General features: G+C 71.0%; 29 protein-coding genes. 19 read left to right on the forward strand and 10 right to left on the reverse strand.

Annotated elements, in window-relative coordinates; genetic code table 11:
- The first annotated feature begins 14 nt into the window (after window positions 1-14).
- Entirely contained in the window at window positions 15-446 is a 432-nt protein-coding gene (locus AB0F72_RS23355; RefSeq protein WP_360435004.1) for a hypothetical protein, read from the forward strand.
- Here the strand turns inward: AB0F72_RS23355 and AB0F72_RS23360 are convergent.
- From AB0F72_RS23360 to cofC, 4 genes are read right to left on the reverse strand one after another with little or no spacing between them, the layout of a single operon-like run.
- Entirely contained in the window at window positions 403-1,281 is an 879-nt protein-coding gene (locus AB0F72_RS23360) for an NUDIX hydrolase (protein WP_360435006.1), read from the reverse strand. The two genes, AB0F72_RS23355 and AB0F72_RS23360, sit on opposite strands and share 44 nt — an antisense overlap.
- Window positions 1,281-3,794, reverse strand: coding sequence for an RNA degradosome polyphosphate kinase (locus AB0F72_RS23365; protein WP_360435008.1), 2,514 nt, complete (start codon window positions 3,792-3,794; stop codon window positions 1,281-1,283). Before AB0F72_RS23365 ends, AB0F72_RS23360 begins: the two co-directional genes overlap by 1 nt.
- 56 nt (window positions 3,795-3,850) lie before the next feature.
- The gene (locus tag AB0F72_RS23370) at window positions 3,851-4,048 is read right to left on the reverse strand and encodes a cold-shock protein (protein WP_360435010.1); all 198 of its coding nucleotides are present in this window, start codon (window positions 4,046-4,048) and stop codon (window positions 3,851-3,853) included.
- 20 nt (window positions 4,049-4,068) lie between these two features.
- Complete coding sequence (gene cofC, locus AB0F72_RS23375; protein WP_360435012.1) at window positions 4,069-4,707, reverse strand: 2-phospho-L-lactate guanylyltransferase; 639 nt, start codon at window positions 4,705-4,707, stop codon at window positions 4,069-4,071.
- Between the two features lie 333 nt (window positions 4,708-5,040).
- On the opposite strand from cofC, the gene AB0F72_RS23380 reads away from it, so the two are divergent.
- The 4 genes from AB0F72_RS23380 to AB0F72_RS23395 are packed head-to-tail and all read left to right on the forward strand — an operon-like array spanning window position 5,041 to window position 8,214.
- Complete coding sequence (locus AB0F72_RS23380) at window positions 5,041-5,766, forward strand: lysophospholipid acyltransferase family protein (RefSeq protein WP_360435014.1); 726 nt, start codon at window positions 5,041-5,043, stop codon at window positions 5,764-5,766.
- Entirely contained in the window at window positions 5,763-6,755 is a 993-nt protein-coding gene (locus AB0F72_RS23385) for an NAD(P)H-dependent glycerol-3-phosphate dehydrogenase (protein WP_360435016.1), read from the forward strand. The genes AB0F72_RS23380 and AB0F72_RS23385 overlap by 4 nt, the downstream gene beginning before the upstream one ends.
- Window positions 6,752-7,861, forward strand: a complete 1,110-nt coding sequence (locus AB0F72_RS23390; RefSeq protein ID WP_360435018.1) for a cystathionine gamma-lyase — start codon at window positions 6,752-6,754, stop codon at window positions 7,859-7,861. Before AB0F72_RS23385 ends, AB0F72_RS23390 begins: the two co-directional genes overlap by 4 nt.
- On the forward strand, window positions 7,858-8,214 hold the full coding sequence (locus AB0F72_RS23395) for a hypothetical protein (protein WP_360435020.1): 357 nt from the start codon (window positions 7,858-7,860) through the stop codon (window positions 8,212-8,214). Before AB0F72_RS23390 ends, AB0F72_RS23395 begins: the two co-directional genes overlap by 4 nt.
- Window positions 8,215-8,324: 110 nt before the next feature.
- Here the strand turns inward: AB0F72_RS23395 and AB0F72_RS23400 are convergent, their stop codons facing one another.
- Window positions 8,325-8,768 (reverse strand): hypothetical protein, encoded by a 444-nt coding sequence (locus AB0F72_RS23400; protein WP_360435022.1) that lies wholly within the window; start codon window positions 8,766-8,768, stop codon window positions 8,325-8,327.
- Between the two features lie 97 nt (window positions 8,769-8,865).
- On the opposite strand from AB0F72_RS23400, the gene AB0F72_RS23405 reads away from it, so the two are divergent.
- A complete protein-coding gene (locus AB0F72_RS23405) occupies window positions 8,866-9,951 on the forward strand; it encodes a D-alanine--D-alanine ligase family protein (RefSeq protein WP_360435024.1) in 1,086 nt (361 codons plus the stop codon).
- Here AB0F72_RS23405 and AB0F72_RS23410 read toward each other — a convergent pair.
- Both AB0F72_RS23410 and AB0F72_RS23415 read right to left on the reverse strand, forming a co-directional pair.
- Window positions 9,948-10,571: a DUF3515 domain-containing protein gene (locus tag AB0F72_RS23410; protein WP_360435026.1), complete on the reverse strand. Its 624-nt coding sequence runs from the start codon at window positions 10,569-10,571 to the stop codon at window positions 9,948-9,950. The genes AB0F72_RS23405 and AB0F72_RS23410 overlap by 4 nt on opposite strands.
- A gap of 2 nt (window positions 10,572-10,573) precedes the next feature.
- Window positions 10,574-10,807 (reverse strand): Lrp/AsnC ligand binding domain-containing protein, encoded by a 234-nt coding sequence (locus AB0F72_RS23415; RefSeq protein WP_014447186.1) that lies wholly within the window; start codon window positions 10,805-10,807, stop codon window positions 10,574-10,576.
- Window positions 10,808-10,903: 96 nt separating this feature from the next.
- Between AB0F72_RS23415 and AB0F72_RS23420 the strand changes: the two genes are divergently transcribed.
- The gene (locus AB0F72_RS23420) at window positions 10,904-11,842 is read left to right on the forward strand and encodes a thiamine-phosphate kinase (protein ID WP_360435028.1); all 939 of its coding nucleotides are present in this window, start codon (window positions 10,904-10,906) and stop codon (window positions 11,840-11,842) included.
- 20 nt (window positions 11,843-11,862) lie between these two features.
- Window positions 11,863-12,324 carry a GNAT family N-acetyltransferase gene (locus AB0F72_RS23425; protein ID WP_360435030.1) on the forward strand — a complete coding sequence of 154 codons (462 nt, stop codon included), beginning with the start codon at window positions 11,863-11,865 and terminating at the stop codon, window positions 12,322-12,324.
- Window positions 12,325-12,449: 125 nt separating this feature from the next.
- On the opposite strand, the gene rpmB is transcribed toward AB0F72_RS23425, so the two are convergent.
- The gene (rpmB, locus tag AB0F72_RS23430) at window positions 12,450-12,641 is read right to left on the reverse strand and encodes a 50S ribosomal protein L28 (RefSeq protein ID WP_014447183.1); all 192 of its coding nucleotides are present in this window, start codon (window positions 12,639-12,641) and stop codon (window positions 12,450-12,452) included.
- 159 nt (window positions 12,642-12,800) lie between these two features.
- Here rpmB and AB0F72_RS23435 point away from each other — a divergent pair, with 159 nt between their 5' ends.
- The 3 genes from AB0F72_RS23435 to AB0F72_RS23445 are packed head-to-tail and all read left to right on the forward strand — an operon-like array spanning window position 12,801 to window position 16,983.
- Window positions 12,801-14,477: a DAK2 domain-containing protein gene (locus AB0F72_RS23435; RefSeq protein ID WP_360435032.1), complete on the forward strand. Its 1,677-nt coding sequence runs from the start codon at window positions 12,801-12,803 to the stop codon at window positions 14,475-14,477.
- Entirely contained in the window at window positions 14,474-16,651 is a 2,178-nt protein-coding gene (recG, locus tag AB0F72_RS23440) for an ATP-dependent DNA helicase RecG (RefSeq protein WP_360435034.1), read from the forward strand. Before AB0F72_RS23435 ends, recG begins: the two co-directional genes overlap by 4 nt.
- Window positions 16,648-16,983 carry a DUF952 domain-containing protein gene (locus tag AB0F72_RS23445; protein WP_360435036.1) on the forward strand — a complete coding sequence of 112 codons (336 nt, stop codon included), beginning with the start codon at window positions 16,648-16,650 and terminating at the stop codon, window positions 16,981-16,983. The genes recG and AB0F72_RS23445 overlap by 4 nt, the downstream gene beginning before the upstream one ends.
- 77 nt (window positions 16,984-17,060) lie before the next feature.
- Here the strand turns inward: AB0F72_RS23445 and AB0F72_RS23450 are convergent, their stop codons facing one another.
- Window positions 17,061-18,440 (reverse strand): hypothetical protein, encoded by a 1,380-nt coding sequence (locus tag AB0F72_RS23450; RefSeq protein WP_360435038.1) that lies wholly within the window; start codon window positions 18,438-18,440, stop codon window positions 17,061-17,063.
- Between the two features lie 111 nt (window positions 18,441-18,551).
- Complete coding sequence (locus AB0F72_RS23455) at window positions 18,552-19,598, reverse strand: hypothetical protein (protein WP_360435040.1); 1,047 nt, start codon at window positions 19,596-19,598, stop codon at window positions 18,552-18,554.
- 314 nt (window positions 19,599-19,912) lie between these two features.
- On the opposite strand from AB0F72_RS23455, the gene rsmD reads away from it, so the two are divergent.
- The 8 genes from rsmD to AB0F72_RS23495 all read left to right on the forward strand — a co-directional run bounded on the left by rsmD (window position 19,913) and on the right by AB0F72_RS23495 (window position 25,348).
- Window positions 19,913-20,476 (forward strand): 16S rRNA (guanine(966)-N(2))-methyltransferase RsmD, encoded by a 564-nt coding sequence (gene rsmD, locus AB0F72_RS23460; protein ID WP_360435042.1) that lies wholly within the window; start codon window positions 19,913-19,915, stop codon window positions 20,474-20,476.
- On the forward strand, window positions 20,473-20,952 hold the full coding sequence (coaD, locus tag AB0F72_RS23465) for a pantetheine-phosphate adenylyltransferase (RefSeq protein ID WP_360435044.1): 480 nt from the start codon (window positions 20,473-20,475) through the stop codon (window positions 20,950-20,952). The genes rsmD and coaD overlap by 4 nt, the downstream gene beginning before the upstream one ends.
- Window positions 20,953-21,074: 122 nt before the next feature.
- Window positions 21,075-21,572, forward strand: a complete 498-nt coding sequence (locus AB0F72_RS23470) for a hypothetical protein (RefSeq protein WP_014447175.1) — start codon at window positions 21,075-21,077, stop codon at window positions 21,570-21,572.
- Window positions 21,573-21,648: 76 nt separating this feature from the next.
- Complete coding sequence (locus AB0F72_RS23475) at window positions 21,649-22,251, forward strand: DUF177 domain-containing protein (RefSeq protein WP_360435046.1); 603 nt, start codon at window positions 21,649-21,651, stop codon at window positions 22,249-22,251.
- A gap of 4 nt (window positions 22,252-22,255) precedes the next feature.
- The gene (gene rpmF, locus AB0F72_RS23480) at window positions 22,256-22,429 is read left to right on the forward strand and encodes a 50S ribosomal protein L32 (protein WP_014447173.1); all 174 of its coding nucleotides are present in this window, start codon (window positions 22,256-22,258) and stop codon (window positions 22,427-22,429) included.
- Window positions 22,430-22,486: 57 nt separating this feature from the next.
- Entirely contained in the window at window positions 22,487-23,431 is a 945-nt protein-coding gene (locus AB0F72_RS23485) for a phosphate acyltransferase PlsX (RefSeq protein ID WP_360435100.1), read from the forward strand.
- Window positions 23,424-24,164: a ribonuclease III gene (gene rnc, locus AB0F72_RS23490; protein ID WP_360435048.1), complete on the forward strand. Its 741-nt coding sequence runs from the start codon at window positions 23,424-23,426 to the stop codon at window positions 24,162-24,164. Before AB0F72_RS23485 ends, rnc begins: the two co-directional genes overlap by 8 nt.
- Window positions 24,165-24,172: 8 nt before the next feature.
- Window positions 24,173-25,348, forward strand: a complete 1,176-nt coding sequence (locus AB0F72_RS23495) for a hypothetical protein (RefSeq protein ID WP_360435050.1) — start codon at window positions 24,173-24,175, stop codon at window positions 25,346-25,348.
- Window positions 25,349-25,379: the final 31 nt, after the last annotated feature.

The raw sequence follows: 25,379 nt of genomic DNA on the forward strand, positions 1-25,379 counted from the left end.
CCTACCGTCCGGGCATGGGACACCGTTCGACGCCGCGGGGCCTGACCGCGCGATCCACCGTGGCCGCGGCGCTGTTCGCGGTGGCCGTCCTGCCCGGATGGACACTCGGCGACCTGGCCGAGCAGTGGACCGGCCGGCCGGTGCTGGACTGGCTGGTCACCTGCGGCTGGTCCGGTCTGGCCGTCACCGTCTACGCGCCGTGGTGCTCGTACCGGCGGCGGGACGGCTGGCTCGGCGCCGTCCCGCTCTACGGCTGGTACCTGCTCGGCGTGCTGAGCTGGCGGCTCGCCCTGCTGCCGTACCGGGACTGGGATCCCCGGCGCGACGAGCTCTGGCGGGCCCGCTGGCTCACCGGAGACCTGCTCGGTTACTGGCGGGCCGACCTGCTGTCCGGCCGGGCGGTCACAGCCGGGAAGCGCCCAGCAGCCGCTCGCCGGACCAGGTGAGCAGCCAGCCGTCGCCCTTGCGGGTCTTGAACGGCTCCGGGTCGTCGCTGCCGTGCAGCGCGGCCAGCAGCGGTGGCATCACCTTGCCCTGACTGCAGATCACCACCCGGCCGTCCGCGCGGAGCTGGGCGATCCGGGCCCGGGCAGCCGTCAGCCGGGCCGGCAGACCCGCCACGTCGGACGGCTCGGCGAACGCGCCGTCCAGAATGATCGGCTGGGCGCCGAGCGCGGCGGCCAGCGGCTCCAGCGTCTGCGAGCAGCGCAGCGGCGGTGCGGACACCAGCCGGCGCGGCCGGAACGAGGTCAGCGTCGCCGCGATCCGGTCGGCCTGCTTCGCGCCCTCCGGGTCGATCGGGCGCAGCTCGTCCCGGCCGTTCCACTTCTTCCGCTCGCCCGCGTGGGCGTGCCGGACCAGCGCCGTCACGGCGGTCACCGGCGGCAGCGCCGACACGTGGTCCAGCAGCTCCCGCTCGCCGGCGTAGGTGAGCCTCTCCCGTGCCGCCGCGAGCGGCAGCCAGGCGAGCTCGTCGACCTCCTCGACGTCCTGCACCGGACCGTTCGAGGACGCCAGCATCAGCCAGTACGCCACGTTCTTCGGGCGGCCGCCGGGCAGCACGTAGTTCACGTCGGGCAGGCGCAGCTGCGGGATCCCGGCCGTGCCGGTCTCCTCCTCGACCTCGCGCAGCGCGCCGAGAAGCGCCGGTTCGCCGGGCGTCAGCTTGCCTTTCGGCAGGCTCCAGTCGTCGTAGCGCGGCCGGTGCACCAGGCAGATCTCGATGCCGTCCGGGTGCGGCCGGCACAGCACCGCGCCGGCGGCGAGTTCCGTCTCGGGCATCAGCTCTTCTTGCCGATGACGCGGCGGAGCAGGGCCTCCTGGAGGTGGACCTGCGGGCGGCCGGGCGTGCCGGCGTTGCGGTGCCAGATGCCGTCGCCGTCCAGGTCCCAGCCCTCCGACTGATCTCGCATCGACAGATCCAGCACGGTGCGCAGCTCCTCACGGGCGGACGGAAGGGTGACCCGGACCAGCGCCTCCACCCGGCGGTCCAGGTTGCGGTGCATCATGTCGGCCGAGCCGATCCAGTACTCCGAGTCGGCGCCCGGCCCGAACCGGAAGACCCGGGAGTGCTCCAGGAACCGGCCCACGATCGAGCGCACCCGGATGTTCTCCGACATCCCCGGCACGCCCGGCCGCAGCGCGCACATGCCACGGATCACCAGGTCGACCTTCACACCGTCCTGAGAGGCGCGGTAGAGGGCGTCGATGGTCTCCTCGTCCACCAGCGAGTTCACCTTGATCTGGACGAGCGCCTCGCCACCGGACCGGGCGATCCGGGACTGCTCCTCGATCCGCTCGATCAGGCCCTTGCGGACACCGTGCGGCGCCACCAGCAGCCGCCGGTACGTGGTCTGCCGGCTGTACCCGGTCAGGACGTTGAACAGGTCGGTGACGTCCGCGCCCACCTCCGGGTCGGCGGTCAGCATGCCGAAGTCCTCGTACAGCCGGGCGGTCTTCGGGTGGTAGTTGCCGGTGCCGATGTGGCAGTACCGCCGGATCTGGTTGCCCTCCTGGCGGACCACCAGCGCGGTCTTGCAGTGCGTCTTGAGGCCGACCAGGCCGTAGACCACGTGACAGCCGGCCCGTTCCAGGGTGCGCGCCCAGGCGATGTTGGCCACCTCGTCGAAGCGGGCCTTCACCTCGACCAGGACCACCACCTGCTTACCGGCCGCCGCCGCGTCGACCAGGGCGTCCACTATCGGGGAGTCGCCCGAGGTCCGGTACAGCGTCTGCTTGATCGCCAGCACGTTCGGGTCGGCCGCGGCCTGTTCGATGAAGCGCTGCACGCTCGTCGAGAACGAGTGGTACGGGTGGTGGACCAGGATGTCGGACTCACGGAGCCGGTTGAAGACGCTCCGCGGCACCTCCCCGTCCGCCAGCTGCGGATGGGTCGCCGGCACGAAAGGGCGGTCCTTCAAATCGTCCCGGTCGACCTCGCCGAACACCTGCCAGAGCGCCGACAGGTCGAGCAGGCCGGGCACCCGCAGCACGTCGTGGCTGTCCATGTCGAGCTCGCGGACCAGCAGGTCGAGCACGTGGTCGCTGATCGACGCGGCCACCTCGAGCCGGACCGGTGGGCCGAACCGGCGCTGCGCGATCTCCCGTTCCAGGGCCTGCAGCAGGTCCTCGTCGCGGTCCTCGTCGACCTCCAGCTCGGCGTTGCGGGTCACCCGGAACGCGTGCGTCTCGAGGATCTGCATGCCCGGGAAGAGCTGGTCCAGGTGGTTCGCGATGAGCTCCTCGATGGGCAGGAACCGCACCCCGCGGCTGTCGTTCTGCACCGTCACGAAGCGGGACACGTTGTTCGGCACCTTGATCCGGGCGAACAGCTCGGCGGCGTCCTCACCCGGGTAGCGCAGCGCCACCGCGAGGTTCAGCGAACGGCTCGAGATGTACGGGAACGGGTGCGCCGGGTCCACAGCGAGCGGCGTCAGGACGGGGAAGACCTGCTCACGGAAGAAGGTGCGCAGCCGCCCCTGCTCGGGCGCGTCCAGCTCCTTCCAGCTGACCAGCTCGATGCCCTCGGCGGCCAGTTTCGGCCGGACCTCGTCGGCGAAGCAGGCGGAGTGCCGGGTCACCAGGTCGGCGGTCCGCTCGGTGATCATCTCGATCTGGTGGCGCAGCGGGGAACGGTCACCGCCGCGCACCGGCAGGCCGGCGCTGAGCCGCCGCTTCAGGCCGGCGACCCGGACCATGAAGAACTCGTCGAGGTTGCTCGCGAAGATCGCCAGGAACTTCGCCCGCTCCAGCAGCGGCGTGCCGGGGTCCTCGGCGAGGGCCAGCACGCGGGCGTTGAAGTCCAGCCAGGAGAGTTCCCGGTTCAGGAACCGGTCGTCCGGGAGCACGTAACGCTCGTCCGGGACGGCCTCCGACGCGTCGTCGTCGGCGTCCTCCTCGAAAGCCTCGGCTGCCTCGTCTGTCACCACAGTCTCGATTCCCACGGGTTCCGCCTCGGGTTTCACCACGACCGCTGTCCCGGCCTCCGTCCTGGCTGCTGTCCCGGCCTCCGGCCCGACAATCGGCCCGGCCTCCGGCCCGACAATCGGCCCGGCCTCCGGCCCGACAGCCGGCCCGGCCTCCGGCCCGGCCTCCGGCCCGACAGCCGGCCCGGCCTCCGACCCGGCCTCCGGCCCGACAGCCGGCCCGGCCTCCGACCCGGCCTCCGTCTCGGGGAGAGGATCGGCGGGCTCGAGGGTCGCGGCCGGTTGTGCCTCCGCGAGTTCCCAGGTGCGGAGAAAGCGGCCGTTCGGGCCACGCCTACGGGGGTCGGGGGTCCGGGGCGGGGTCTGCATGAAGCTTATTCTTGCCGCTTCCGGCGGAACGTGAAACGAACTACTGGGTGATCAATTCAGTCGACTCCGGGAATGGAGACCCTACGCACGGTACCGTCGTCGCCCGGCTCGACGGTGACCCGCTGCCCGAGCCGTAGCAGCCGCAGACCGGACCGCTGAAAGGCGTCCGCTCCGAACCCCAGTTCAGAGCCGTCGTCGAGGAGCAGCGTGCCGCTGCGGGTGTCGGGGTCGAAAGTCGCGACGGTGCCCTGCATAACGCTGCACGCTACCCGGCTCAGGCCGCCGGGGCGCACTCCGCCGTGAGTCCGAGATCACGTAAGAGCTCGCAGGTGCGGCGCCCGGCGCCGAGGCTCAGCACGGTGCCCAGGTCGGCGGCGGTGTCGACGTCCTGCCGCAGACCCGGCCAGTCACCGGTGAGCGGCGCCGCGCCGGAGCCGGCGTGCGCCTGCGCCGAGTGCGGGCCGAAGAGCGGCCGGAGGGACTCGCCGGGCGGGACCGCGAGCAGCACCGTGCCGGTGCCGGCCGCGTCCGGCACGAAACTGCGGCCGGTCACGGCGCCCAGCGCCTGGTCGAGCTGGCCGGGGGTGAGCGCGGGCAGGTCGCCGGTGAGCACCGCCCGGTACGCCTCCGGGCCCGCGACGTCGTCCGCGCCGAACCGCAGAGCCGCGTTCAGCCCCGCGCCCGGGTCGGGAGCGACCTCGGCCCCGAGCCGGCCCACCGAGGCGGCGACCGCGGCGTCGTCGGTCACCACGATCAGCCTGGTCACCGCGGGCGTGGAGAGCACCGCGGCCACGGTGTCGCGCACCATGGCGAGCGCCAGATCCGGATGCCGGTCGGCGGGCACGGCGCCCCGCAACCGCGTCTTCGCCGCCCTCAGCCGCTTGACCGGGATCACCACAGTCCACTTCCGCACCTCGCAAGTTTGCACGACGCGACACGCGCAAGGCGCCGCCGGTGAGCATCGTGCCGCCGGTGACACGGCCCGCGTCTTCCGACGCCGTGGGGGTTTGGAAAATCGTGTGCCGTCTCATCGGGTATCAGGCGCCGTGCCGCGGAGCGAAGCGAGCCGGTCAGCATCGCGTCTTGCCGCGGAGCGCCGCGGAGCCGGTCAGAACTGCGCTTTTGCTTACTCCGGCAGACCCCTGCCTGGTTCTCCCGGTCCCCAGCGGGCATGATTTCTCCGCAGGTGAACAGGTGGAGTCGGCGCGGCGCGGGGTACGTCGCCGATCGAGGGACGGGAGAAGCCGTGGCGCAGCTCAGGCTGGGATTCTGGCAGCGTGTCGCGGTGATGCTGGTTCTTCCCGTCATGACCGTTCTCACCAGGAAGACCTGGATCGGCCGGGAGAACGTCCCGCGCACCGGACCGGTGATCCTGGTTCCGAACCACGTCTCGCACTTCGACCCGCTGGTGGTGGCCCACTTCATCTACCGGGTGCCGCGGTGGCCGCGGTTCCTGGGCAAGGCCAGCATCTGGAACGTGCCGATCATCGGCTACCTGCTGCGCAAGACCCGGCAGATTCCGGTCGAGCGGGGCAGCGCGGAGGCCGTGAGATCGGTGGAGGCCCTGGTCACGGCGCTGGACGAGGGCGGCGCCGTGGTGATCTACCCGGAGGGCACGACCACCCGCCACCCGGACCTCTGGCCGATGCGGGGCAAGACCGGCGCGGCCCGCCTCGCGCTGCTCACCGGGGCTCCGGTCGTGCCGATCGCCACCTGGGGACCGCAGACGATCTTCGACCCGCGGACCAACAGACTGCGGCTCCGGCGTACGCCGGTGACGGTCATCGCCGGAAGACAGGTCGACCTGAGCCGGTGGGACGGCGCCCCGCCGACCCGTGCGGTGCTGCAGGAGATGACCGACGCGATCATGCTCGACATCCGGGACCTGCTCGCTGAGATCCGCGACGGCGAACCGCCGGCGCTCTACGATCGGCCCGCACGCCGGGCCTCTACCTCGGAGGACGCTTCATGAGGGCCGCCGTCATCGGATCCGGAGCCTGGGGTACCGCGTTCGCGAAGGTGCTCGGTGACGCCGGATCGCAGGTCACCATGTGGGCGCGGCGTGAGGCCGTCGCCGCCGAGATCAGGGAGCGGCGCGGCAACGAGGGATCACTTCCGGGTGTCCGCCTCGCCGACTCGGTGACCGGCACGACCGACCTGGCCGAAGCGGTGGCCGGGGCCGAGCTGATCGCCATCGCGGTGCCGTCGCAGACCCTGCGCGGCAACCTGGCGGACTGGGCCGGCGCGTTCCCCTCCGACGCGACAGTGGTCTCGCTGATGAAGGGCATCGAGCTCGGCACCCTGAAACGGATGAGCGAGGTCATCGTCGAGACGGCAGGTGTCGCCGCGGACCGGGTGGTGGTGGTCTCCGGGCCGAACCTGGCGCCCGAGATCGCCGCGCGGCAGCCCACCGCCACGGTGGTGGCCTGCTCCGACGAGGGGCGCGCCAAACAGGTGCAGCACGCGCTCGCCACGCCGTACTTCCGGCCGTACACCAGTGACGACGTGATCGGCTGCGAGCTCGGTGGCGCCACCAAGAACGTGATCGCGCTGGCCTACGGGATGGCGGTCGCGATCGGCCTCGGCGACAACACCCGGGCGTCGCTGATCACCCGCGGCCTGGCCGAGACGGCCCGGCTCGGTGTGGCGCTCGGCGCCGACCCGCTCACGTTCGCCGGCCTGGCCGGTCTCGGCGACCTGGTCGCCTCCTGCTCCTCGCCGCTGGCCCGGAACCGGACCTTCGGTGAGCACCTCGGCCGGGGCGAGACGCTGGAACAGGCGCAGGTCGCCACCCGGCAGACCGCCGAGGGCGTCAAGAGTTGCCTCTCCATCCGCGACCTGGCCCGGGCGAACGGCGTCGAGATGCCGATCGTCGAACAGGTGGAACGGGTCTGCCACGAGGGCGCCGACCCGCGGGTCGCGGTGAAACTACTGATGACACGAGAGATGAAACCCGAGTGAGTGACTCCTTTTCCGACGGCACCCGTTCCGTCCACGCCGGTCTCCCCGCACCGGCCGTCGGCGAGCCGTTCCTGCCCGGCCCGGTCTTCGCGGCGCCCTACCACCTGGACCCGGCGACCGGTCCGGGCACGCACGGGTACGCCCGCACCGAGCACCCCACCCGGGAGCTCCTGGAAGCCGCGATCGGCGAGCTCGAAGGCGGGTCCGCGCTGGCCTTCGCCAGCGGCCAGGCGGCGATCACCGCGTTGCTGCTCGCGGTGCTGCGCGCCGGCGACACCGTCGCGCTTCCGGCGGACGGCTATTTCACGGTACGGGCGTTCGCCGAGAGCTTCCTGCGCGATCTCGGGGTGAAAACGGTTCTGGTGCCCACCGCGGGCCCGGTTCCGGACCTCACCGGGGTGCGGCTCGTGCTGCTGGAAACGCCGGCCAACCCGGGCCTGGACGTCTGCGACGTGCGCGCGATCGCCGCGCTGGCGCACGAGGCGGGCGCGCTCGTCGCCGTCGACAACACCACCGCCACGCCACTCGGGCAGAACCCGCTCGCGCTCGGCGCCGACCTGGTGGTCGCGTCCGGCACCAAGGCGCTGACCGGGCACTCCGACGTGCTGCTCGGCTACGTGGCGGCCGCCGACCCGGAACTGCTCGGCAGGATCGAGACGTGGCGCAAGCAGACCGGCGCGGTGCCGGGCGCGTTCGACTGCTGGCTGGCGCACCGCTCGATCGCGACGCTCGACCTGCGGCTGGCCCGGCAGAGCCAGAACGCGGAGGCGCTCGCGTCGTTGCTGGTGAGCCGGGCGGACGTGACGGGGGTGCGATGGCCGGGACTGCCCTCCGACCCGTCGTACGCGGTGGCGTCGGCGCAGATGCGGCGGATCCCCGGGGTGGTCTCGTTCGACCTGGGCACGGCCGAGCGGGTGGCCCGGTTCCTGGACGCGGCGCGCCTGGTGTTCGCGGCGACGTCGTTCGGTGGCGTGCACACCACCGCGGACCGGCGGGCGCAGTGGGGTGACGACACCTCGCCGGGGTTCGTCAGGTTCTCCTGCGGGATCGAGGACACCGCGGATCTGATCGCGGACGTGACGGCGGCCCTGGACGCGTCTCGGTGACCGGCACGTTCTCCGCCGACGAGGTGGCGGCCCTCACCCTCGGGGAGAGCTTCTTCCTGGCGCCGGGGGAGCGGGAGTGCCCGTCGTGCGGCGCCCGGCGGCTGCGGGCCTACGTGACGACGCCGGCGAACGCGCGGCGGCCTACGCTCGTCAGCTATGTCTGGTGCGGCGGGTGCGGCAAGTTCGTGGGCACCCGCGCCAAGCACCCGGAGGGGCTGATCTTCTCGGACCCGCTGGCGCTGCTCCCGGCGGACGAGCGGCGGGAGCTGGAACGCACCGTGACGGGGTTCCTGGCCCATCTGGACTCGCTCTGGGACTCGGGCGTCCTGCCGCAGACCTTCACCGCGGCGTGACACCGGGGCCGGCGCCGGCGTGAGCCGGCGGAAGGGGCGTCAGTCGGCCGGCTCCCGGGACGGGTCCGGTGCGGTTGTGTGCCGGACGGGGCGTACCCCCTGCCCTGGGGTTATCCGTTGGTGGCGACGAAGTCGTGGAGCCAGTCGCGGGGGACCTCGGCGGTGGTGCGGCCGCCGATGCGGCGCAGGGCCTCGCCGGGGCGGATGCCGAGCAGGACCAGCGTCATCACCGCGAGCAGGGTGGACCGGCCGGTGCCGGACGAGGACTGGGTGACCACGAAGCGGCCGGCGCGGACGTCCTGGGCGAGGCGGGCGGCGAGCGCGACCATCGCGGTGGCCTCCTCCCGCTTCGCCGGATCGGTGGTGTCCGGGAACGGGATCAGCTCGATGCCGGCCGTGTCGCCGGCGGCCTCCGTCGTGCCGACCAGGATCTGCACGCCGGCCCGGGCCAGCGCCCCCAGCTCCGGCGCCGACCACGGCTCGTCGGAGGGGTGCGCCATCGTCGCCAGCTGGCCCGGACCCGGCCCGGCGATCACGTGGAGTGCTGGTGCCATGACCTGTTCGTTCCCCCCGCCTCGGCACATCCCATATTTGGCTTACGCAGAGTAGGGTCACCCCCGGCATGACCGCTAGCGAGAGGCACAGAGAAGAGTGACCACCCCCCGGAAGACCCGCGTCGCGATCGTTTTCGGCGGTCGCAGCACTGAGCACGCCATTTCCTGCGTGAGCGCGGGCGCCATCCTCGGCGCGCTGGACCCGGATCAGTACGAGGCGGTTCCGGTCGGAATCACCCGCGAGGGTCGCTGGGTTCTTCCCACGGGCGAGGCCTCGCAGCTGACGATCCAGGGCCGGACCCTGCCCGAGATCACCGCGTCCTCGGGCAGTTCGGTGGTTCTCGCGGCGGACCCGACGGTGACCGAGCTGATCGTTCAGGACGGGCTTCCCTCGCTGGACGGCGTGGACGTCGTCTTCCCGGTGCTGCACGGCGCCTACGGCGAGGACGGCACGATCCAGGGAATGCTGGAGATGGCCGGGATTCCGTATGTCGGGGCGAACGTCTTCGCCTCCGCGGCGGCCATGGACAAGGAGTTCACCAAGAAGCTCGCGGCCGCCGAGGGCATCCCGGTCGGGCCGTACGCGGTGCTCCGCGCCGGCGTCTCCCTGTCGGAAGCGGACAAGGAGCGCCTCGGGCTGCCGGTCTTCGTGAAGCCGTCCCGGGCCGGCTCGTCCACCGGGATCACCAAGGTCACCGACTGGGCGGACCTGGACGCGGCCGTCGCCACGGCCCGGCAGATCGACCCGAAGGTGCTCGTCGAGGCCGCCATCGTGGGCCGGGAGATCGAGTGCGGCGTGCTGGAGGGCGAGGCCGGTGGCGCGCCCGAGGCGTCCCTGCTCGCCGAGATCCACGTGGACGACGCGGACTGGTACGACTTCGAGACCAAGTACCTGGTCGGGAGCCGCTACACGATCCCGGCGTCGCTCTCTCCCGAGATCACTCGCCAGGTGCAGGAGTACGCGCTGCGGACGTTCACCGCCCTGGACTGTGCCGGGCTGGCGCGCGTGGACTTCTTCGTGACCGGGTCCGGCGAGGTCTTCCTCAACGAGATCAACACGATGCCGGGGATGACGCCGACGTCGATGTTCCCGATGATGTGGGCGGCGACCGGCCTGGAGTACCCGAAGGTGGTCGACCGGCTGATCCGCACCGCGCTGCGGCGCGGGACCGGCCTGCACTAACTGATCTGGCACCCGCTGGGCATCTCGGCGACCGGCTTCGACTTCACGGTCTCCACGATCGTGTCGGAGAACTCGTTCGCCCACTGCGCCGGGTTCTCGTAGGTGTTCGGCACGGTCACCGTCACCGGGACCTCCCGGTCCATCGTGGTGACGGTGGCCGCGTCGGCGCCGGTCTTCGCGTACCAGCAGACCCGGTTCATGATCAATAGCTCGGTGTCCATCGGGACGCAACCGGGGGTCTCGTCGTCGAGCGACTCGCACATGATCGGCGCCGGCACGCCGCAGGAGACCGTGACCGGCGGCTCGCCGTAGGCGGCGTTCTGCTCGTGGCCGGCGGAGACCGCACGGGCCGGCAGCTCCCGGATCTTCGCCGGGAGCTGTGAGGTGACCGCGAGGCAGACGGTGGCGGCACGGTCGTCGAGTTTCGGCGCGTCCATGACGACGGGCGTGCTCGGCATGGCGACCGGCGTGTTGTCCGCTTTTTCGGATTTATCTGGTTGAATTGCGATAAATGCTAGGACACCGACCAGGAGTGCCACCGGAACGGCGATCACGGTCGCCCAGAGGGCGGCTGCTCGGGTCGCCGGGTCTTTTTCCCGTGTGGTGTCCTGTTTCGCCATGCTCAGAGGTTTACCACGGAGCAGGTGAGCGTCCTCGTGATGCCCGGCACGTACTGGACCTTGCTCACAATCAGGCCGCCGAGCTCGTCCACGGTGTGCGCCTCGGTGAGGACGACCACGTCGTACGGCCCGGTCACGGCGTCCACCCGGACGACCCCCGGAATCTTCTCGATCGCGGCGGCCACGTCACGGGCCTTACCGACCTCGGTTTGGATGAGGATGTATGCCTGGACCACGATCGACTCCTATCCGCCACTGTCGGTGATCCCCGGTCGTGAAACTACCGTACGAAGCGACCCGGGAGCGGGACGCCACCATCGAAGGACTTAGACGTGAGCATCTCCGAAGGCGGCGAATTCGGACTGATCGGCCGAATCGTCTCCCGTCTCGGCACCAGCCCGTCCACCCTGCTCGGGCCGGGTGACGACGCCGCCATCGTGCGCGCCGCCGACGGGCGGGTGGTGGCCTCCACCGACGTGCTCGTCGACGGCCGCCACTTCCGCCGCGACTGGTGCGGACCCGCCGACATCGGGCACCGGGCCGCCGCCGCCAACCTCGCCGACATCGCCGCCATGGGCGCCGTGCCGACCGCGCTGCTCGTCGCCCTCTGCGTGCCACCCGGCGTGGAGAGCGAATGGGTGGAGAGCCTCGCCGACGGCCTGACCGCCGAGGCCGCGCTGGTCGGCGCGAGCGTCGTCGGCGGCGACACGTCCGCCAGCCCGACGCTCACCATCGCGGTCACCGCGCTGGGGGACCTGGGCGGGGTGGAGCCGGTCCGGCGCGACGGGGCCCAGCCGGGCGACGTTCTCGCCCTTTCCGGCCGGATCGGGTACGCGGCCGCGGGGCTCACCGTTCTCTCCCGGGGATTCCGGACGCCCAAGAAGCTCGTCGAGGCGTACCGGCGGCCGGCCGTCCCGTACGCGTCCGGCCCGCTCGCGGCACGGGTCGGCGCGACCTCGATGATCGACGTCTCGGACGGGCTGCTGCAGGATCTCGGGCACATCGCGACTGCCAGTCTCGTCGCGATCGACGTGCACCGGGACGCATTCGACGTACCCGACCAGATGCGGGACGCCGCCAAGGCGCTCGGGGTGGACCCGTACCACTGGGTTCTCGCCGGTGGGGACGACCATCCGCTGGCCGCCACGTTCCCGCCCGGCGTGGAGTTGCCGGCCGGCTGGCAGGTGATCGGCGCGGTCCACGACGGCGAGGGCGTGACGGTCGACCGTAAGCCGTGGACCGGGGGCCTGGGCTGGGATCACTTCCGCTGACGTTGGTTAGCCTGTCTCTCGTGTCAGAGATCAAGATCAAGTTGGCGGACTTCGACGACCCGGACGTTCAGCGGCTGGTGGCGGCGAACCTGCGAGACCTGTCCGAGCGCTACGGCGGCACCGGCGACGACACCCCGATCAGCGGCACGGACTTCGCGCCGCCGAACGGGGCTTTCCTGGTGGCGTCGCTGGACGGAAAGCTGATCGGGAGCGCGGGCTGGCGCCGCCACGGGTCCGCGGACGCGGAGCTGAAGCGGATGTTCACGCTGGCCGAGGCGCGTGGCCGCGGGGTGGCCCGGCGCATGCTGGCGGCGATCGAGGAGTCGGCGAAGGCGGCGGGGTGTTCGCGGGTGATCCTCGAGACAGGGGACCGTCAGCCGGAGGCGATCGCGCTGTACGAATCGGCGGGATATGTGCGGATCGAGGACTTCGGGTTCTATGCCGGGCATGAGGGTGTTCTCTCCTACGCCAAGCCCCTGTAGCGCCGCTGCCGCGGCTGCTGCCGCCGCGGGGGCGCGGCTGGGCGCGGCGCACATCTGGTGCGCGAACGCGTTGTAGCCGCCGAACCCTCAGGCTCGGCGGCTACAACGATGTGAAATTCAGAGGGTCAGGCGCGCGTGACCTTGCCGGCCTTGATGCACGAGGTGCAGGCCTTGACCTTCTTGGTCGTCCCGCCACCGGCCGGGGTGCGCACCGACTGGATGTTCGGGTTCCAGCGGCGGTTGGTCCGCCGGTGCGAGTGGGACACGTTGTGGCCGAAGCCCGGTCCCTTGCCACAGACGTCGCACACGCTAGCCACGGGATACTCCTGGGTTTGAAACGAAACTGAAGGCGCCTAGCGATCAACCTCAGCCAGGCAACCCGGCGAGCTTACCCGACTCACCGGGGTTAGAACCAATCGCCCCCGCTCAGGGTGCGTGCCCGGGCGATTGTCGGGGGTGGTTAGTACGATTTTCGCGTGCTGGAGACCCTCGATGCCGCCACGGTCCGTCGCTGGTGCGGTGGTGGGCTGGAGTCGCTCCGGGCACACCAGCGTGAGATCGACGACCTGAACGTCTACCCGGTGCCCGACGGCGACACCGGCACCAACCTGGTCCTGACCCTGACCGCGGCCTATGCGGCGCTCGACGAGGAGACCCCGGAGCCGGGCCGCCCGGTCGACCGCCTGATGCGGCGGATGGCGCGCGGGGCCCTGCTCGGGGCGCGGGGCAACTCCGGCGTGATCGTCTCGCAGATCCTGCGCGGGATGGCGGACACGTTCGCGACGGTGGTCACGGTCCGGGGCCGGGAGCTGGCGCGCGCTCTGCGGATGGCGACCGATGCGGCGTACGCGGCGGTGGCCCGTCCGGTGGAGGGCACGGTGCTCTCGGTCGTGGCAGCCGCCGCCGAGGGCGCCGGCCGGATCAAGTCGGACGACCTGCTGGCGGTGGCGCGCGCGGCGGCCCGGGCGGCCGCGGAGGCGCTGGACCGCACCCCGCAGCAGCTGCCGGTGCTGGCCCGGGCGGGCGTGGTCGACGCCGGTGGGCGCGGCTTGTGCCTGCTGCTGGACGCCCTGGTCGACGCGGTGGCGGGCGATGACGCGGAAGACAAGGCAATTGTCGGAATACGCGACCAGGACGAGCCGAATCAAGCCGAGCCGGCGGATCAAGCCGAGCCGGCGAACCGGCGCGAGCCAGCGAACCGGGGCGAGCCAGCGAACCGGGACGAGCCGGCGGACCAGCACAAGCCGGCAGACCAGGACGACTGCACCGGTTACGGCTACGAGGTTCAGTACCTTCTGGACGCCCCACCGGAAGCCGTCACCACCCTCCGCGAGACCCTCGACGCCCTCGGTGACTCCCTCGTCGTCGTCGGCACCGGGGACGGCACGTGGAACGTTCATGTGCACGTCGCCGACGTCGGACCCGCGATCGAGGCGGGAATCGAGGCCGGCCGGCCGTACAAGATAAGTGTGACAAGGCTCGAGGAACGACGGCCTGGACATGATCTCCGGGCCGCGGTGGTGGTCGCCGCGGGCGATGGGCTGACCGCGCTGTTCGAGTCCGAGGGCGCCACTGTCGTGGACCGGAACCCGTCGACGGCGGAGCTGCTCGCCGCGATCGCCGCGACCGGGGCCGGCTCGGTGGTGGTGCTGCCGAACGACGCGAACACGCATGCCGTCGCCACTTCGGCGGCGCGCGAGGCGGCGGCCGGGGGAGTGCAGGTCAGCGTGGTGCCGACGCGGTCGCCGGTGCAGGCGCTCGCCGCTCTGGCGGTGCGGGACCCGCAGCGGCCGTTCGCCGACGACGTGATCGCGATGGCGGAGGCGGCCGGCGCGTGCCGGTACGGCGAGGTCTGCACCGCGCAGCGGGACGCTCTCACGGTGGCCGGCCCGTGCCGTGCGGGTGACCTGCTCGGGCTGGTCGACGGTGAGGTGCACGTGATCGGCGACGATGTGACAGAGGTCAGCCGCCTGCTGCTGGACCGGATGCTCGGCGGCGGCGGCGAGCTGGTCACCTGCGTGCTCGGCGCGGACGCCCCGCCAGGTCTCGAGGCCCGGATAAGGGAGCACACCCACCGGAACTGGCCCTTCATCGAGCTGCAGTGCTACGCGGGCGGACAACCGCGGTACCACCTTCTGGCAGGAGTCGAATGACCACGACCGACACCCCGCTCACCAAGGTGCTCGGCGCGAAGACCGCGAAGGCTCTCGCCGACCACCTGGACCTGCACACCGCCGGGGATCTGATCTATCACTTCCCGCGGCGCTACGACGAGCGCGGCGAGCACACCGACCTGCGCCGGCTGGAGGTGGACGAGCAGGTCACGGTGCTGGCCCAGGTGCAGGGGATCAGCCTCAAGCCGTTCCGGGCACGCAAGGGCAACATGCTCGAGGTGACCATCGGTGACGGTTCGGGCGCGACGCTGACCTGCACGTTCTTCAACCAGGCGTGGCGTGAGCGAGAGCTGCGCAAAGGCGTCTGGGGCCTGTTCGCCGGCAAGGTCACCGAGTTCCGTGGCAAACGCCAGCTGAACGGGCCCGCCTATCAGCTGCTCAAGGCCGACGCCACACAGGACGACGCGGCCGCCGAGATCGAGGAGTTCGCCGGCGCGCTGATCCCGGTCTACCCGGCGGCGCAGGCCGTGCCGACGTGGACGATCGCGAAATGCGTGCGGACGCTGCTGGACACGTTCCAGCCGCCGCCCGACCCGCTTCCCGGCGACGTGCGGGGCAAGCGCGGCCTGGTCGGCATCGGGACGGCGCTGCGGGAGATCCACCGGCCGAGCTCGGAGGACGCGCTGTACCGGGCGAAACACCGGCTGAAGTGGGACGAGGCTCTGGCCGTACAGCTGACCCTCGTGCAACGCCGGGCACGCGCGGCCCTGGCGCCCGGCACCGCCCGGCCCCGCGCCGAGGCCGGGTTGCTGGCGAAATTCGACGCTGCCCTGCCCTACGAGCTGACCGAGGGCCAGCGCCAGGTCGGTGAGGAGATCGCCGCGGACCTGGCCCGCCCGCACCCGATGCACCGGCTGCTCCAGGGTGAGGTCGGTTCCGGAAAGACCCTCGTTTCGGTACGGGCGATGCTGCAGGTCGTGGACGCCGGCGGACAGGCGGCTCTGCTGGCGCCGACGGAGGTGCTCGCGACGCAGCACTTCCGCGGGATCAGCGCGCAACTCGGCGCCCTGGGCCGGGCCGGTGAGCTGGACGGCGACCCGGAGGGGACCCAGCTGACCCTGGTGACCGGCTCGCTCGGCGCGGCGGCCCGGCGTGCGGCCCTGGCCAAGGTCGCGGACGGGAGCGCCGGCATCGTCGTGGGCACACACGCCCTTCTGTACGAGGGTGTCGACTTCAAGGATCTCGGGCTGGTGGTCGTCGACGAGCAGCACCGGTTCGGGGTGGAGCAGCGGGACGCGTTGCGTGCCAAGGCGGCCCGGCCACCGCACGTGCTGGTGATGACGGCCACGCCGATTCCGCGCACGGTGGCGATGACTGTCTACGGCGACCTGGAGACGTCGATCCTGTCGCAGTTGCCCCGGGGCCGGTCGCCGATCGCGTCGCACGTGGTGCCCGCGCTGGACAAACCGGCCTATCTGGACCGCGCGTGGGTGCGGATCAAGGAAGAGGTGCGGGCCGGGCATCAGGCCTACGTGGTGTGCCCGCGGATCGGGGAGGACGACGAGTCGCCTCCGAAAGAGGGCGAGGAGGGCGCTCGGCGGCCCCCGCTGGCGGTCACCGAGGTGCTGCCGCTGCTCGAGCACGACTACCTCAAGGGCCTGCGGATCGGCATGCTGCACGGCAAGATGCCGGCCGAGGACAAGGACAAGGTCATGCGTACGTTCGCGGCGGGTGACCTGGACGTGCTGGTGGCGACCACGGTCATCGAGGTGGGCGTGGACGTGCCGAACTCGACGGTGATGCTGATCCTGGACGCCGACCGGTTCGGGGTGTCCCAGCTGCACCAGCTGCGCGGCCGGGTCGGCCGTGGCTCGGCGCCCGGCATCTGCCTGCTGCACACCGAGGCGGCCGAGGGCTCGGCCGCCCGGGAGCGGCTGGACGCGGTGGCCTCCACGACGGACGGCTTCAAACTCTCCGAGATCGACCTGGAGCAGCGCCGGGAGGGTGACGTGCTCGGCGCGTCCCAGTCCGGCAAGCACTCGCATCTGCGGCTGCTCTCGCTGCTGCGTGACGAGAAACTGATCAAGGAGGCCCGGGCGGAGGCGTCGGAGCTGATCGGCGACGATCCCGACCTCTCCCGCTATCCCGCGCTGGCCGCCTCGGTGGCCGTGCTGGTCGACGAGGAACGCGCCGAGTACTTGGAGAAGGGTTGATCCTGCACATCTGCCCACGCGCGTCGTGGGAGTCCGCTGTCGATTTCTACGAGGGCGACACGCTCGCCACCGAGGGGTTCATCCACTGCTCCCCGGCCGACTGGGTGCACGTTCCGGCGACGCTGCTGTTCCGCGGCCGGACCGACCTGCTGGCCCTGGAGATCGACCCGGACGCGCTGCCGCCGGGCTCGCTCGTCTGGGAGGACGGTGTGCCCCCGTCGCCGGACGGCCGGCAGTTCCCGCACATCTACGCGCCCCTGCCGGTCACGGCGGTGCGCAACGTGCGTCCCTATCCGCCACGGGAGGACGGGTCGTTCCCCGAGTGGACATGAGAAAGGGCGCGCCGCTCGGCGCGCCCTTCCACTGACTACCGGCTGATCTGGCTACCGGCTGATCTGACTACTGCTGATCAGGCCTTGAAGTTCAGCTTGCGCCGACGGGCCATGAAGAAGAGACCCGCGCCCACGACGAGCAGCAGAGCCGCACCGCCCGCGATGCCACCGGCAGCGGCGCCGGTGACCGGCAGCGAGCCGCCGTCCTCGGTGTCGCTGACCGGGGTGGTGGCGACCGGCGAAGAGCTGGTCGACACGGACGGCGAGGCCGACTCGCTGACCGACTCCGACGGGGTCGCCGACGGGGACTCGGACGGCGTCTCGCTCGGGCTGTCGCTCGGCGTGCCCTCGGACGGCGGGGTGACGACGCAGTCGGCCGGCTTGGTCCAGGCGACCTCGCCGTTCAGCACGTCCAGGTCACCGGTGACCACGACCTTGAGGCCCTCGGAAGCCGGGAAGAAGGCCGGCGTGGTCTGGCCGGGCTCCACGGTGAGGGTCTGGGCCGCACCGGTGTTCGGGGTGAAGGTGGCGGTGACGGGCTTGCCATTCTCCGGGTTCGTGATCGTGAAGGTCAGGCCCTCACAGCTGCTGGCGAACTTCGCCTCCGGGGTGCCGACCTCGGGAACCTGGCAGTCCTCGGGCTTGGTCCAGCCGCCGCGGTAGATCTCCTTGCCACCGGAGGTGACGACGATGTTCTTCGCGTTGGCGGCCGGGATGTCGACCGGCTTCGGCTGCGCGCGGACCGCGAGCTTCTCGGTCTGCGTGAAGCCGCCGTCCGCGGTGATCTCGAACGTCGCGCTGTGGGTGCTCCGGTTGATCAGCGTGAGCACGACGTTGCCGTCGCAGTCGGACGAGGCCTCGACGACCGGCTCGGCCACGCAGGTGCCGGAGCCGAAGTTGGCCCAGGCGTTCTGCGGCTGGCCCTCGGCCGCGGTGGAGTTGTACTTCTTGCTGCCGTGCTTGGTGCCGACCTGGCTACCGACCTTGCGCTCGTTGTAGCGGTCGCCCTTGTCGGTCAGAACCGGGATGACGTCCTTGCCGAAGACGAAGTCGACCTGCGCGAAGCACTCCGGAACCTCGACCTTGAAGTCGAGACGGTTCGGGGTGAGCTCGTTCTTGCTGTCGGGCGCCTTGAACGTCTGCGTCGACTGGTCGAGGACGTACTGCGGGGTCGAGAACGTCGCCGACGGCGCCGTGTACGACACGAGGGAGAACGCCTGCTCGCCGCTGCACAGCGGGCCGTTGGTCAGTTCGATGCTGGCGGTGCCCGCCTTGCCGTCGAACCAGTGCTTGTACTCGGCCTTCTCGACCGTGGTACAGCGGTGCCGGTCGCCGGTGCCGGTCTGCTCGTTGGTGCCGTGGTTACCGGTGGCGCCGGCCGGGTTCGCCAGGGCCGTCAGGCCCAGCACCGCGCCGGCCAGCACGGCCGCGACACGGTTGAGAGGGGTGCTGCGCAAAGTGTTCTCCCAGGGGAACGAGAGGGGTGTGACGAAGGGGCGCGCCGACCAGATCTGCCGTCGGCGCGCCTCCCGGTTGGGTCCGTGTTCGGTACTGCGGTGTTGCTCGGATCAGGCGGTGAACTTCACCTTGCGGCGACGCGCCAGCATGAAGAGGACGGCACCCACGGCCAGCAGGGCCGCGGCGCCACCGGCGATGCCGCCGGCAGCCGCGCCGGTGACGGGGAGGCCGCCGCCGGTGCCGCCGTCGCAGTCCTCGCCGGCCGGCTTCTCCCACGGGATGGTGACGGTCTCGCTGAAGGTCTCGCCCTCGGCGGTGACCGAGATGGTCAGGTCGACAGTGAAGCCCTCGGAGGCGCTGAACTTCTCGCTCTTGGCCTCACCCGGGTTGATGGTGAGGTTGCGCTCCTCGCCCTTGCTGGTCTTGTAGTGCAGGTCGATCGGCAGGCTGTCCGTGGGGTTGTCCAGGCCGATCGTCATGGTGTCGCAGGTGACCTCGAAGATGTCCTTGATGTCCGCATCGACCGGGATGTCCTCAGCGGGGAGGTCCGGGGTCGCGGGAGTGCTCGGCGAGGCCGACGGCGACTCGGAGACAGGCGGCTGGGAGGCGGGCGGCTGCTCCTCGGCGGGGGGCTGCTCCTCCGCGGGCGGCTGCTCCTCGGCGGGCGGCTGCTCCTCGGCGGGGGGCTGCTCCTCCGCGGGCGGCTGCTCGGTGGGGGCACAGGTGCCCTTGTCCACGGCGGTGGCGGTCTTGGAGTGGATGTCGCCGTTGCCGTTGTCGAACTTGGCCTTGTAGACGACCGTGGGGGCGGTTCCCGGCTCGGCGCCGGTGATCGTCTGGGTGCCGGTGACGACCGTGCCCGCCGTGTACGGGAACTTGTCCTCGTCCTCGGTGGCGGCGATGTTCGTGACAGTGCCGGCCGGGCTCGGCTTCCACGTGGTCAGCCGGTACGGGCGGGCCTCGCCCACCCGCTGGCCGACGGCGTCGAGGTTCCAGGTGACGACCAGGTCGCCGCTGGCGGTCTTGCAGTACTCGCCCGTGACCTCGCTGTGGTGGGCGAAAGCGGGCGACGCGACGACAGCGACGCCGGCGAGGCCGAGGACGGTGCCGGCGGCCAGCGAGCCGAAGCGGCGGAGCGGGGACTGGGGCAGGTTCACGCCATCTCCTGTGTAAGGGGTCAGGAAGGGTGTGCACGAGGGGCCCGCACCTGTCGCTTGTGGACGTAGCGACACCTGCGACAACGCCTCCCCGCGTCATCCGGCGGGAACGATAGAACGGACCCGCAACGTCGCCCGACCATAGTCACTTCGCGAGATCAATGAAACCGTGCAGCGGCCGCCAAGCCTCTTGATATCAATCCGAGATCTTCCATCCACCGAACGGAACGGTGCCGTCGCGCGTAGTGCCCGCGACGAGGGAAATCTTCACTGGCTGGTGGCTTGACTTTGCTGGTGAAGTAGCGTCAGCGGTGATGACCAGGATTATCGCGGGCACGCACGGCGGCCGCCGCCTCTCCGCCCCCGCCGGCGCGAACACGAGGCCCACTTCGGACCGTGTGCGAGAGGCGCTGTTCAGCTCACTCGACACCATGACGGACATTTCCGATGCGCGGTTCGCCGACCTCTATGCCGGGTCCGGCGCTGTCGCTCTCGAGGCACTCTCCCGGGGCGCCGCGCACTCCCTGATGGTGGAATCGGATGCCAAGGCGGCACGGGTCATCCGTGACAACGTCGTGGCCCTCCGTGTCGGTCCGGCCGCGCGCGTGGTCACCGGAAAGGTGCTGCAGGTCCTCGCCGGACCCCCGGACGGCGGACCGTACGACGTGGTCTTCGCCGATCCGCCGTACGCGCTGGACGCCGACGAGGTGGACACTGTGCAGGAGCTTCTGGTGTCCCAGGGCTGGCTCGCGCCGGACGCCGTCGTGGTTTTCGAAAGATCTCGTCGTAGTGGCCCGTTGAGCTGGGTGGACGGCCTTGTCGGCGAACGCACCCGGCGTTACGGCGAGACCACTCTTTGGTACGGTCGCCGATCATGAGACGAGCGGTGTGTCCAGGCTCCTTCGATCCTGTCACCAACGGGCATCTCGACATCATCGGAAGGGCCAGCAGGCTCTTCGACGAGGTCATCATCGGCGTGCTTATCAACCAGTCGAAGGTGGGACTCTTCACCATCGAGGAACGACTCGAGATGCTGGGCGAGTCCACCGCCCAGTACGGCAACGTCCGCGTCGCCGCGTTCCACGGACTGCTTGTGGACTTCTGCCGTGACCAGGGCGCGGCCGTCGTGGTCAAGGGGCTGCGCGCGGTCAGCGACTTCGACTACGAGTTGCAGATGGCGCAGATGAACATCGGGCTGTCCGGTGTGGAAACGCTGTTCATGCCGACCAATCCGCTGTACTCGTTCCTCTCCTCGAGCCTCGTCAAGGACGTGGTCAAGTGGGGCGGGGACGCGTCGTCGTATCTGCCCGACCCGGTACTCGAACGTCTGATCAGCCGTCTGAAGCAGAACTGATCGGCTCCGGCGCGCCGGAAACCGGTACGCCGCGGACGCAGTAACGTTTCGGACCACGCGGAGGAACGCCTTCAGTCCGCTGTCGGGTGGCGGGCGGGGCGGTTGGATGGGGTGAGGAAGCGGTGGATCCACTCGATCGGATCGACGAGATCATCGATTTCGTGCAGGACGCGCGCTCCGTACCCATGTCTCGTACGAATTTCATGTTCGACCGTGTCGAAATGATCGACCGGCTGGAGATCCTCCGGTCCGAGCTCCCCTCCGAGCTGCGCAAGGCCGCGGCGGTGCTGGAGGAGCGCGACCGGATCATCGAGGCCGGTCGCCGCGAGGCCGACCGGATCGTCAGCGAGGGTGAGGCCGAGCACGCCCGCCTGGTCTCGGTCAACGAGATCACCGTCTCGGCCGAGCACGAGGGCGCGCGGATCATCGCGGAGGCCCGCACCGAGGCGCAGCGGCTCCGCGAGGAGGTGGACGACTACGTCGACACCGCCCTCGCCAACTTCGAACAGTTCCTGACCAGGGCGTTGGCGTCGATAGAGCGCGGCCGTGACAAGATGCACGCGCTCCGGGAGATCGGCACGTTCCAGGGCGAGGACAGTGAGCGGCCTCTCCCCTTCTGACCGGAGCCCGATTCGACGACGTCAACCAAGCTCAGGTAATGTTTTCGGTCGGCCTACCTATGGCTGAGGAATCACGATGCCCAAGTCACCGCAGAGTCACCTGGATCCCAGGCAGCCGCTTGTCGTCGACACGACGAAGCTTCCCCGGCAGCCTGGTGCGACGCGTGCCCTGAGTCGGGTGGTGCCGGCGCCGACGGACCTCGGTCTGGAGTTGATCTCGGTCCCCGAGGGTTCCGACCTCGAGCTCGATCTGAGCATGACGTCGGTGTCCGAGGGGGTCTACATCAGCGGCATCGTTCGCGGCTCGCTCTCCGGCGAGTGCGGCCGGTGCCTCAACGAGATCGGCAAGTCGTTCGAGGTCTCCATCGCGGAGCTGTTCGCCTACGCGGACAGCACCACCGAGGAGACCACCGACGACGACGAGGTGGGGCGGATGCAGGGTGACCTGCTCGACTTGGAGCCGGCGATTAGGGACGCGATCGTGCTGACCCTGCCGACCAACCCGCTCTGCCGGCCGGACTGCCCAGGGTTGTGCCCCGAGTGCGGGGTGCACTTCGACGACCTTCCGGCCGATCACAGCCACGAGGAAGTCGATCCCCGCTGGGCCGCTTTGCGCAACCTGACAGCTGAGTCGCCTGAGGCGGCTGCGCCGCAGCAAGAGCAATATTCTAAGGAGTAGTACCGTGGCCGTCCCCAAGCGCAAGATGTCGCGCAGCAACACCCGCTCGCGCCGGGCCAACTGGAAGGCCACCGCGGTCGTCACCGCGGCGTGCCCCCAGTGCAAGTCGCCGAAGCTTCCGCACACCGCCTGCTCGGTCTGCGGCACCTACAACGGCCGTCAGGTCCTCGAGGTCTGACGTCGCCGAGTGACACGCCCGATCATCGGGCGGGTCGCACCAGAGCGGTGGCGAACCATCGGTGCAACGGCTCCCGGACAGCGCACTGTCGGGGAGCCGGGCACCGCGCGGATCGCCGTCGACCTCCTCGGCGGGGACCACGCTCCCGCCGTCGTGGTTGACGGCGCTCTGCGCGCCGTTCAGGCCGATCCAGCCCTGCACCTGACACTTGTCGGCCCGGCCGAGGCCGCCGGCTCGGTTCTCGCTGCCCTCGATCCCGCGGATCGGCAGCGCATCACCACGACGATCACCAGCGCCGGCACCGTCCGCGGCGCGGCCCACGCGGTCGCCCAGGGGCGCGCCGACGCTCTCGTCTCGGCCGGTGACACCGGCGCCACGGTTCTCTCCGCGGCCCGGGAGCTGGGCCGCTGGCCCGGTGTGCGCCGGCCGGCCCTCGCCGCGGCGCTGCCGACGGCCGCCGGCCGGATCGTCCTCCTCGACGTCGGTTCGTCAGTCGACCCGGACGCGGAGACCCTCGTCGTGCACGCGTGCCTGGGCGCCGCGTACGCCTCAGTGGTTCACGGGGTGGCCGCGCCCCGCGTCGGCCTCCTCACCATCGGCACCGAGCCCGGCAAGGGCGACCGCCTGCGCCGTGCCCTTCCTCCGCTGCTGGCCGCCCGGCCCCTGCCCGCCGGTGCGGGCTACGCCGGCCTGGTCGAGGGCGGCGACGTCGTCCTCGGGGCGTCCGCCGACGTCGTGGTGACCGATGGTTTCACCGGAAACGTCCTGCTCAAGGGCCTGGAGACCGGCTACGCCCTGGCCGGCCCTCCGCAGCCCGGAGCACCCCTGCCGCCACGTGCCGCCGTCCTGCTCGGGGTGAACGGCACGGTCGTCGTCTGCCACGGCGCGGCCTCCGGTTCCGATCTCGCCGCTGGCATCGCCCACGCGGCGGACCTGTATCGCCGCGCCTCGGTCGCGGCCATCGCCGATCTGCTCAGATACAGCGAGGTATCGCATGATTGACAAGCGTCGCCGTCCGTCCACCGAGCCGCTGGAGGAGGCGTTCGGCGTCCCCTTCAAGCCGGAGCTCCTGGAACGCGCGCTGACTCACCGCTCGTACGCGTACGAGAACGGTGGCCTGCCCACCAACGAGCGGCTGGAGTTCCTCGGCGACTCGGTGCTCGGCGTGGTGATCACGTCGGCGCTCTTCCACAACCACCCGGACCTGCCCGAGGGGCAGCTCGCCAAGCTCCGGGCCAGCGTGGTCAACATGCACGCGCTCGCTGACGTGGCGCGCGGCCTGGGGCCGCTGGGCCTGGGCCCGCACCTGCTGCTCGGCAAGGGCGAGGAGACCACCGGCGGACGGGACAAGGCGAGCATCCTCGCCGACACCCTCGAGGCGCTGCTCGGCGCGATCTACCTGGAGCACGGCCTGGAGATCGCCGGTGAGGTGATCCACCGGCTCTTCGACCCGCTGATGATCGAGTCGGCGAGCCGGGGCGCCGCCCTGGACTGGAAGACCAGCCTGCAGGAGCTCACCGCGGCCCTCGGCCTGGGCGTGCCGGACTACGAGATCGAGGACTCCGGCCCGGATCACGCGAAGACGTTCACCGCGTGGGTGGTGGTGGCGGGTGAGCGGTACGGCGGCTCCGAGGGCCGCAGCAAGAAGCAGGCCGAGCAACGGGCGGCCGCGGCGGCCTGGCGAACCCTGACGGACCGTGCGGAGGCTGAGGAATCGGTACCGGACGTGCCATGATCCCGGGCGTGGAGACGGAGACCATGGTGGCGCAAAAAGAGCGCCTCTGGGACAAAGCGGGCGCCGCGAAGGGTGTCGGGACCGCGATCGGCATCCTCACGCTCACCCGGGCCGGCCAACTTCTGATGATCTGGTGGCTGGGCGGGGCGACCGCGGAGCCACGCAGCGTCTGGGACCGGCTGCTCGTCTGGGACGGCGGCTGGTTCCTGCGGGTCGCGATGGACGGCTACCCGCGCGGGTACACCTACGACGCGAACGGCGTGCTGCAGGGCAACGAGCTGGCGTTCTTCCCGGTCTACCCGATCCTGGTCCGGTTCGGGGCCGCGATCGGCCTGCCCCCGTCGTCCGCCGCGATCGGCGTCGCGTGGCTCGCGTCGATCGGGGCCGCTGTCGCGCTGCACCTGCTCGGCACCAGCCTGTACGGCAAGCGGGCCGGCTGGGCCCTGGTGGCGATCTGCTGCTCGGCTCCGGCGTCGGTGGTGCTCTCCATGGCGTACTCGGAAAGCATCTTTCTCGCCCTGGTCGCCGGGATGCTGGTGGCCGCGCATCGGCGGGTCTGGTGGGCCGCCGGCCTGCTCGGCCTGCTCACCGCGCTGAGCCGCCCGACCGGTGCGGCGGCCGCGCTGGCCCTCGCGGTGGCCGCCGTGATCGCGATCGTCGAGATCCGCAAGACCGAGAGCCGGCTCGCCTGGGAACCGATCGCCGCGGCGGCCGCCGCGCTCGCCGGCGTGCCGCTCTACATCGGCTGGGTGGCGTGGCGGGTCGGCGACCTCGACGCCTGGTTTAAGATTCAGACGGCGGGCTGGGGAACCACGTTCGACTACGGGTCCAGCACGTTCGAATTTCTCAAGACCACCTTGCGTACGGGTGACGGCTGGATCCCGATGAGTGTGGCGCTGATCCTCCTGGTCGCCCTCGCCGCGGCCGGGGTCGCCCTGGCCGGGAAGCCGTGGCTGCCACTCGCGGTCTACGGAGTGGTGGCGATGATCCTGGTGTACGGCCAGGCCGGCTTCTACCACTCCAAGCCGCGCCTGCTGCTGCCCGTACTGTTGACGCTGCTGCCGGCCGCCGTCGCGGCGTCGCGGGCCCGTCCCCGGGTCGCGATTCTGTCGATCGCGGCGTGGGCGGCGTTCGGACTCTGGTACGGCGCCTACCTGGTCACCGTCTGGCCGTACACGTTGTAGCCGGCCGTAAACGTTGTAGCGTCGTCGTCGA

Source organism: Actinoplanes sp. NPDC023936, assembly GCF_040639325.1.
GTDB lineage: Bacteria > Actinomycetota > Actinomycetes > Mycobacteriales > Micromonosporaceae > Actinoplanes.

Bases quoted from the DNA above. Each gene is read 5' to 3' on its own strand.
- AB0F72_RS23355 (WP_360435004.1), top strand. From the start codon at position 15: ATGGGACACCGTTCGACGCCGCGGGGCCTGACCGCGCGATCCACCGTG.
- AB0F72_RS23360 (WP_360435006.1), bottom strand. From the start codon at position 1,281: ATGCCCGAGACGGAACTCGCCGCCGGCGCGGTGCTGTGCCGGCCGCAC.
- AB0F72_RS23365 (WP_360435008.1), bottom strand. From the start codon at position 3,794: ATGCAGACCCCGCCCCGGACCCCCGACCCCCGTAGGCGTGGCCCGAAC.
- AB0F72_RS23370 (WP_360435010.1), bottom strand. From the start codon at position 4,048: ATGCAGGGCACCGTCGCGACTTTCGACCCCGACACCCGCAGCGGCACG.
- AB0F72_RS23385 (WP_360435016.1), top strand. From the start codon at position 5,763: ATGAGGGCCGCCGTCATCGGATCCGGAGCCTGGGGTACCGCGTTCGCG.
- AB0F72_RS23400 (WP_360435022.1), bottom strand. From the start codon at position 8,768: ATGGCACCAGCACTCCACGTGATCGCCGGGCCGGGTCCGGGCCAGCTG.
- AB0F72_RS23410 (WP_360435026.1), bottom strand. From the start codon at position 10,571: ATGGCGAAACAGGACACCACACGGGAAAAAGACCCGGCGACCCGAGCA.
- recG (WP_360435034.1), top strand. From the start codon at position 14,474: ATGACCACGACCGACACCCCGCTCACCAAGGTGCTCGGCGCGAAGACC.
- rsmD (WP_360435042.1), top strand. From the start codon at position 19,913: ATGACCAGGATTATCGCGGGCACGCACGGCGGCCGCCGCCTCTCCGCC.
- coaD (WP_360435044.1), top strand. From the start codon at position 20,473: ATGAGACGAGCGGTGTGTCCAGGCTCCTTCGATCCTGTCACCAACGGG.
- AB0F72_RS23475 (WP_360435046.1), top strand. From the start codon at position 21,649: ATGCCCAAGTCACCGCAGAGTCACCTGGATCCCAGGCAGCCGCTTGTC.
- rnc (WP_360435048.1), top strand. From the start codon at position 23,424: ATGATTGACAAGCGTCGCCGTCCGTCCACCGAGCCGCTGGAGGAGGCG.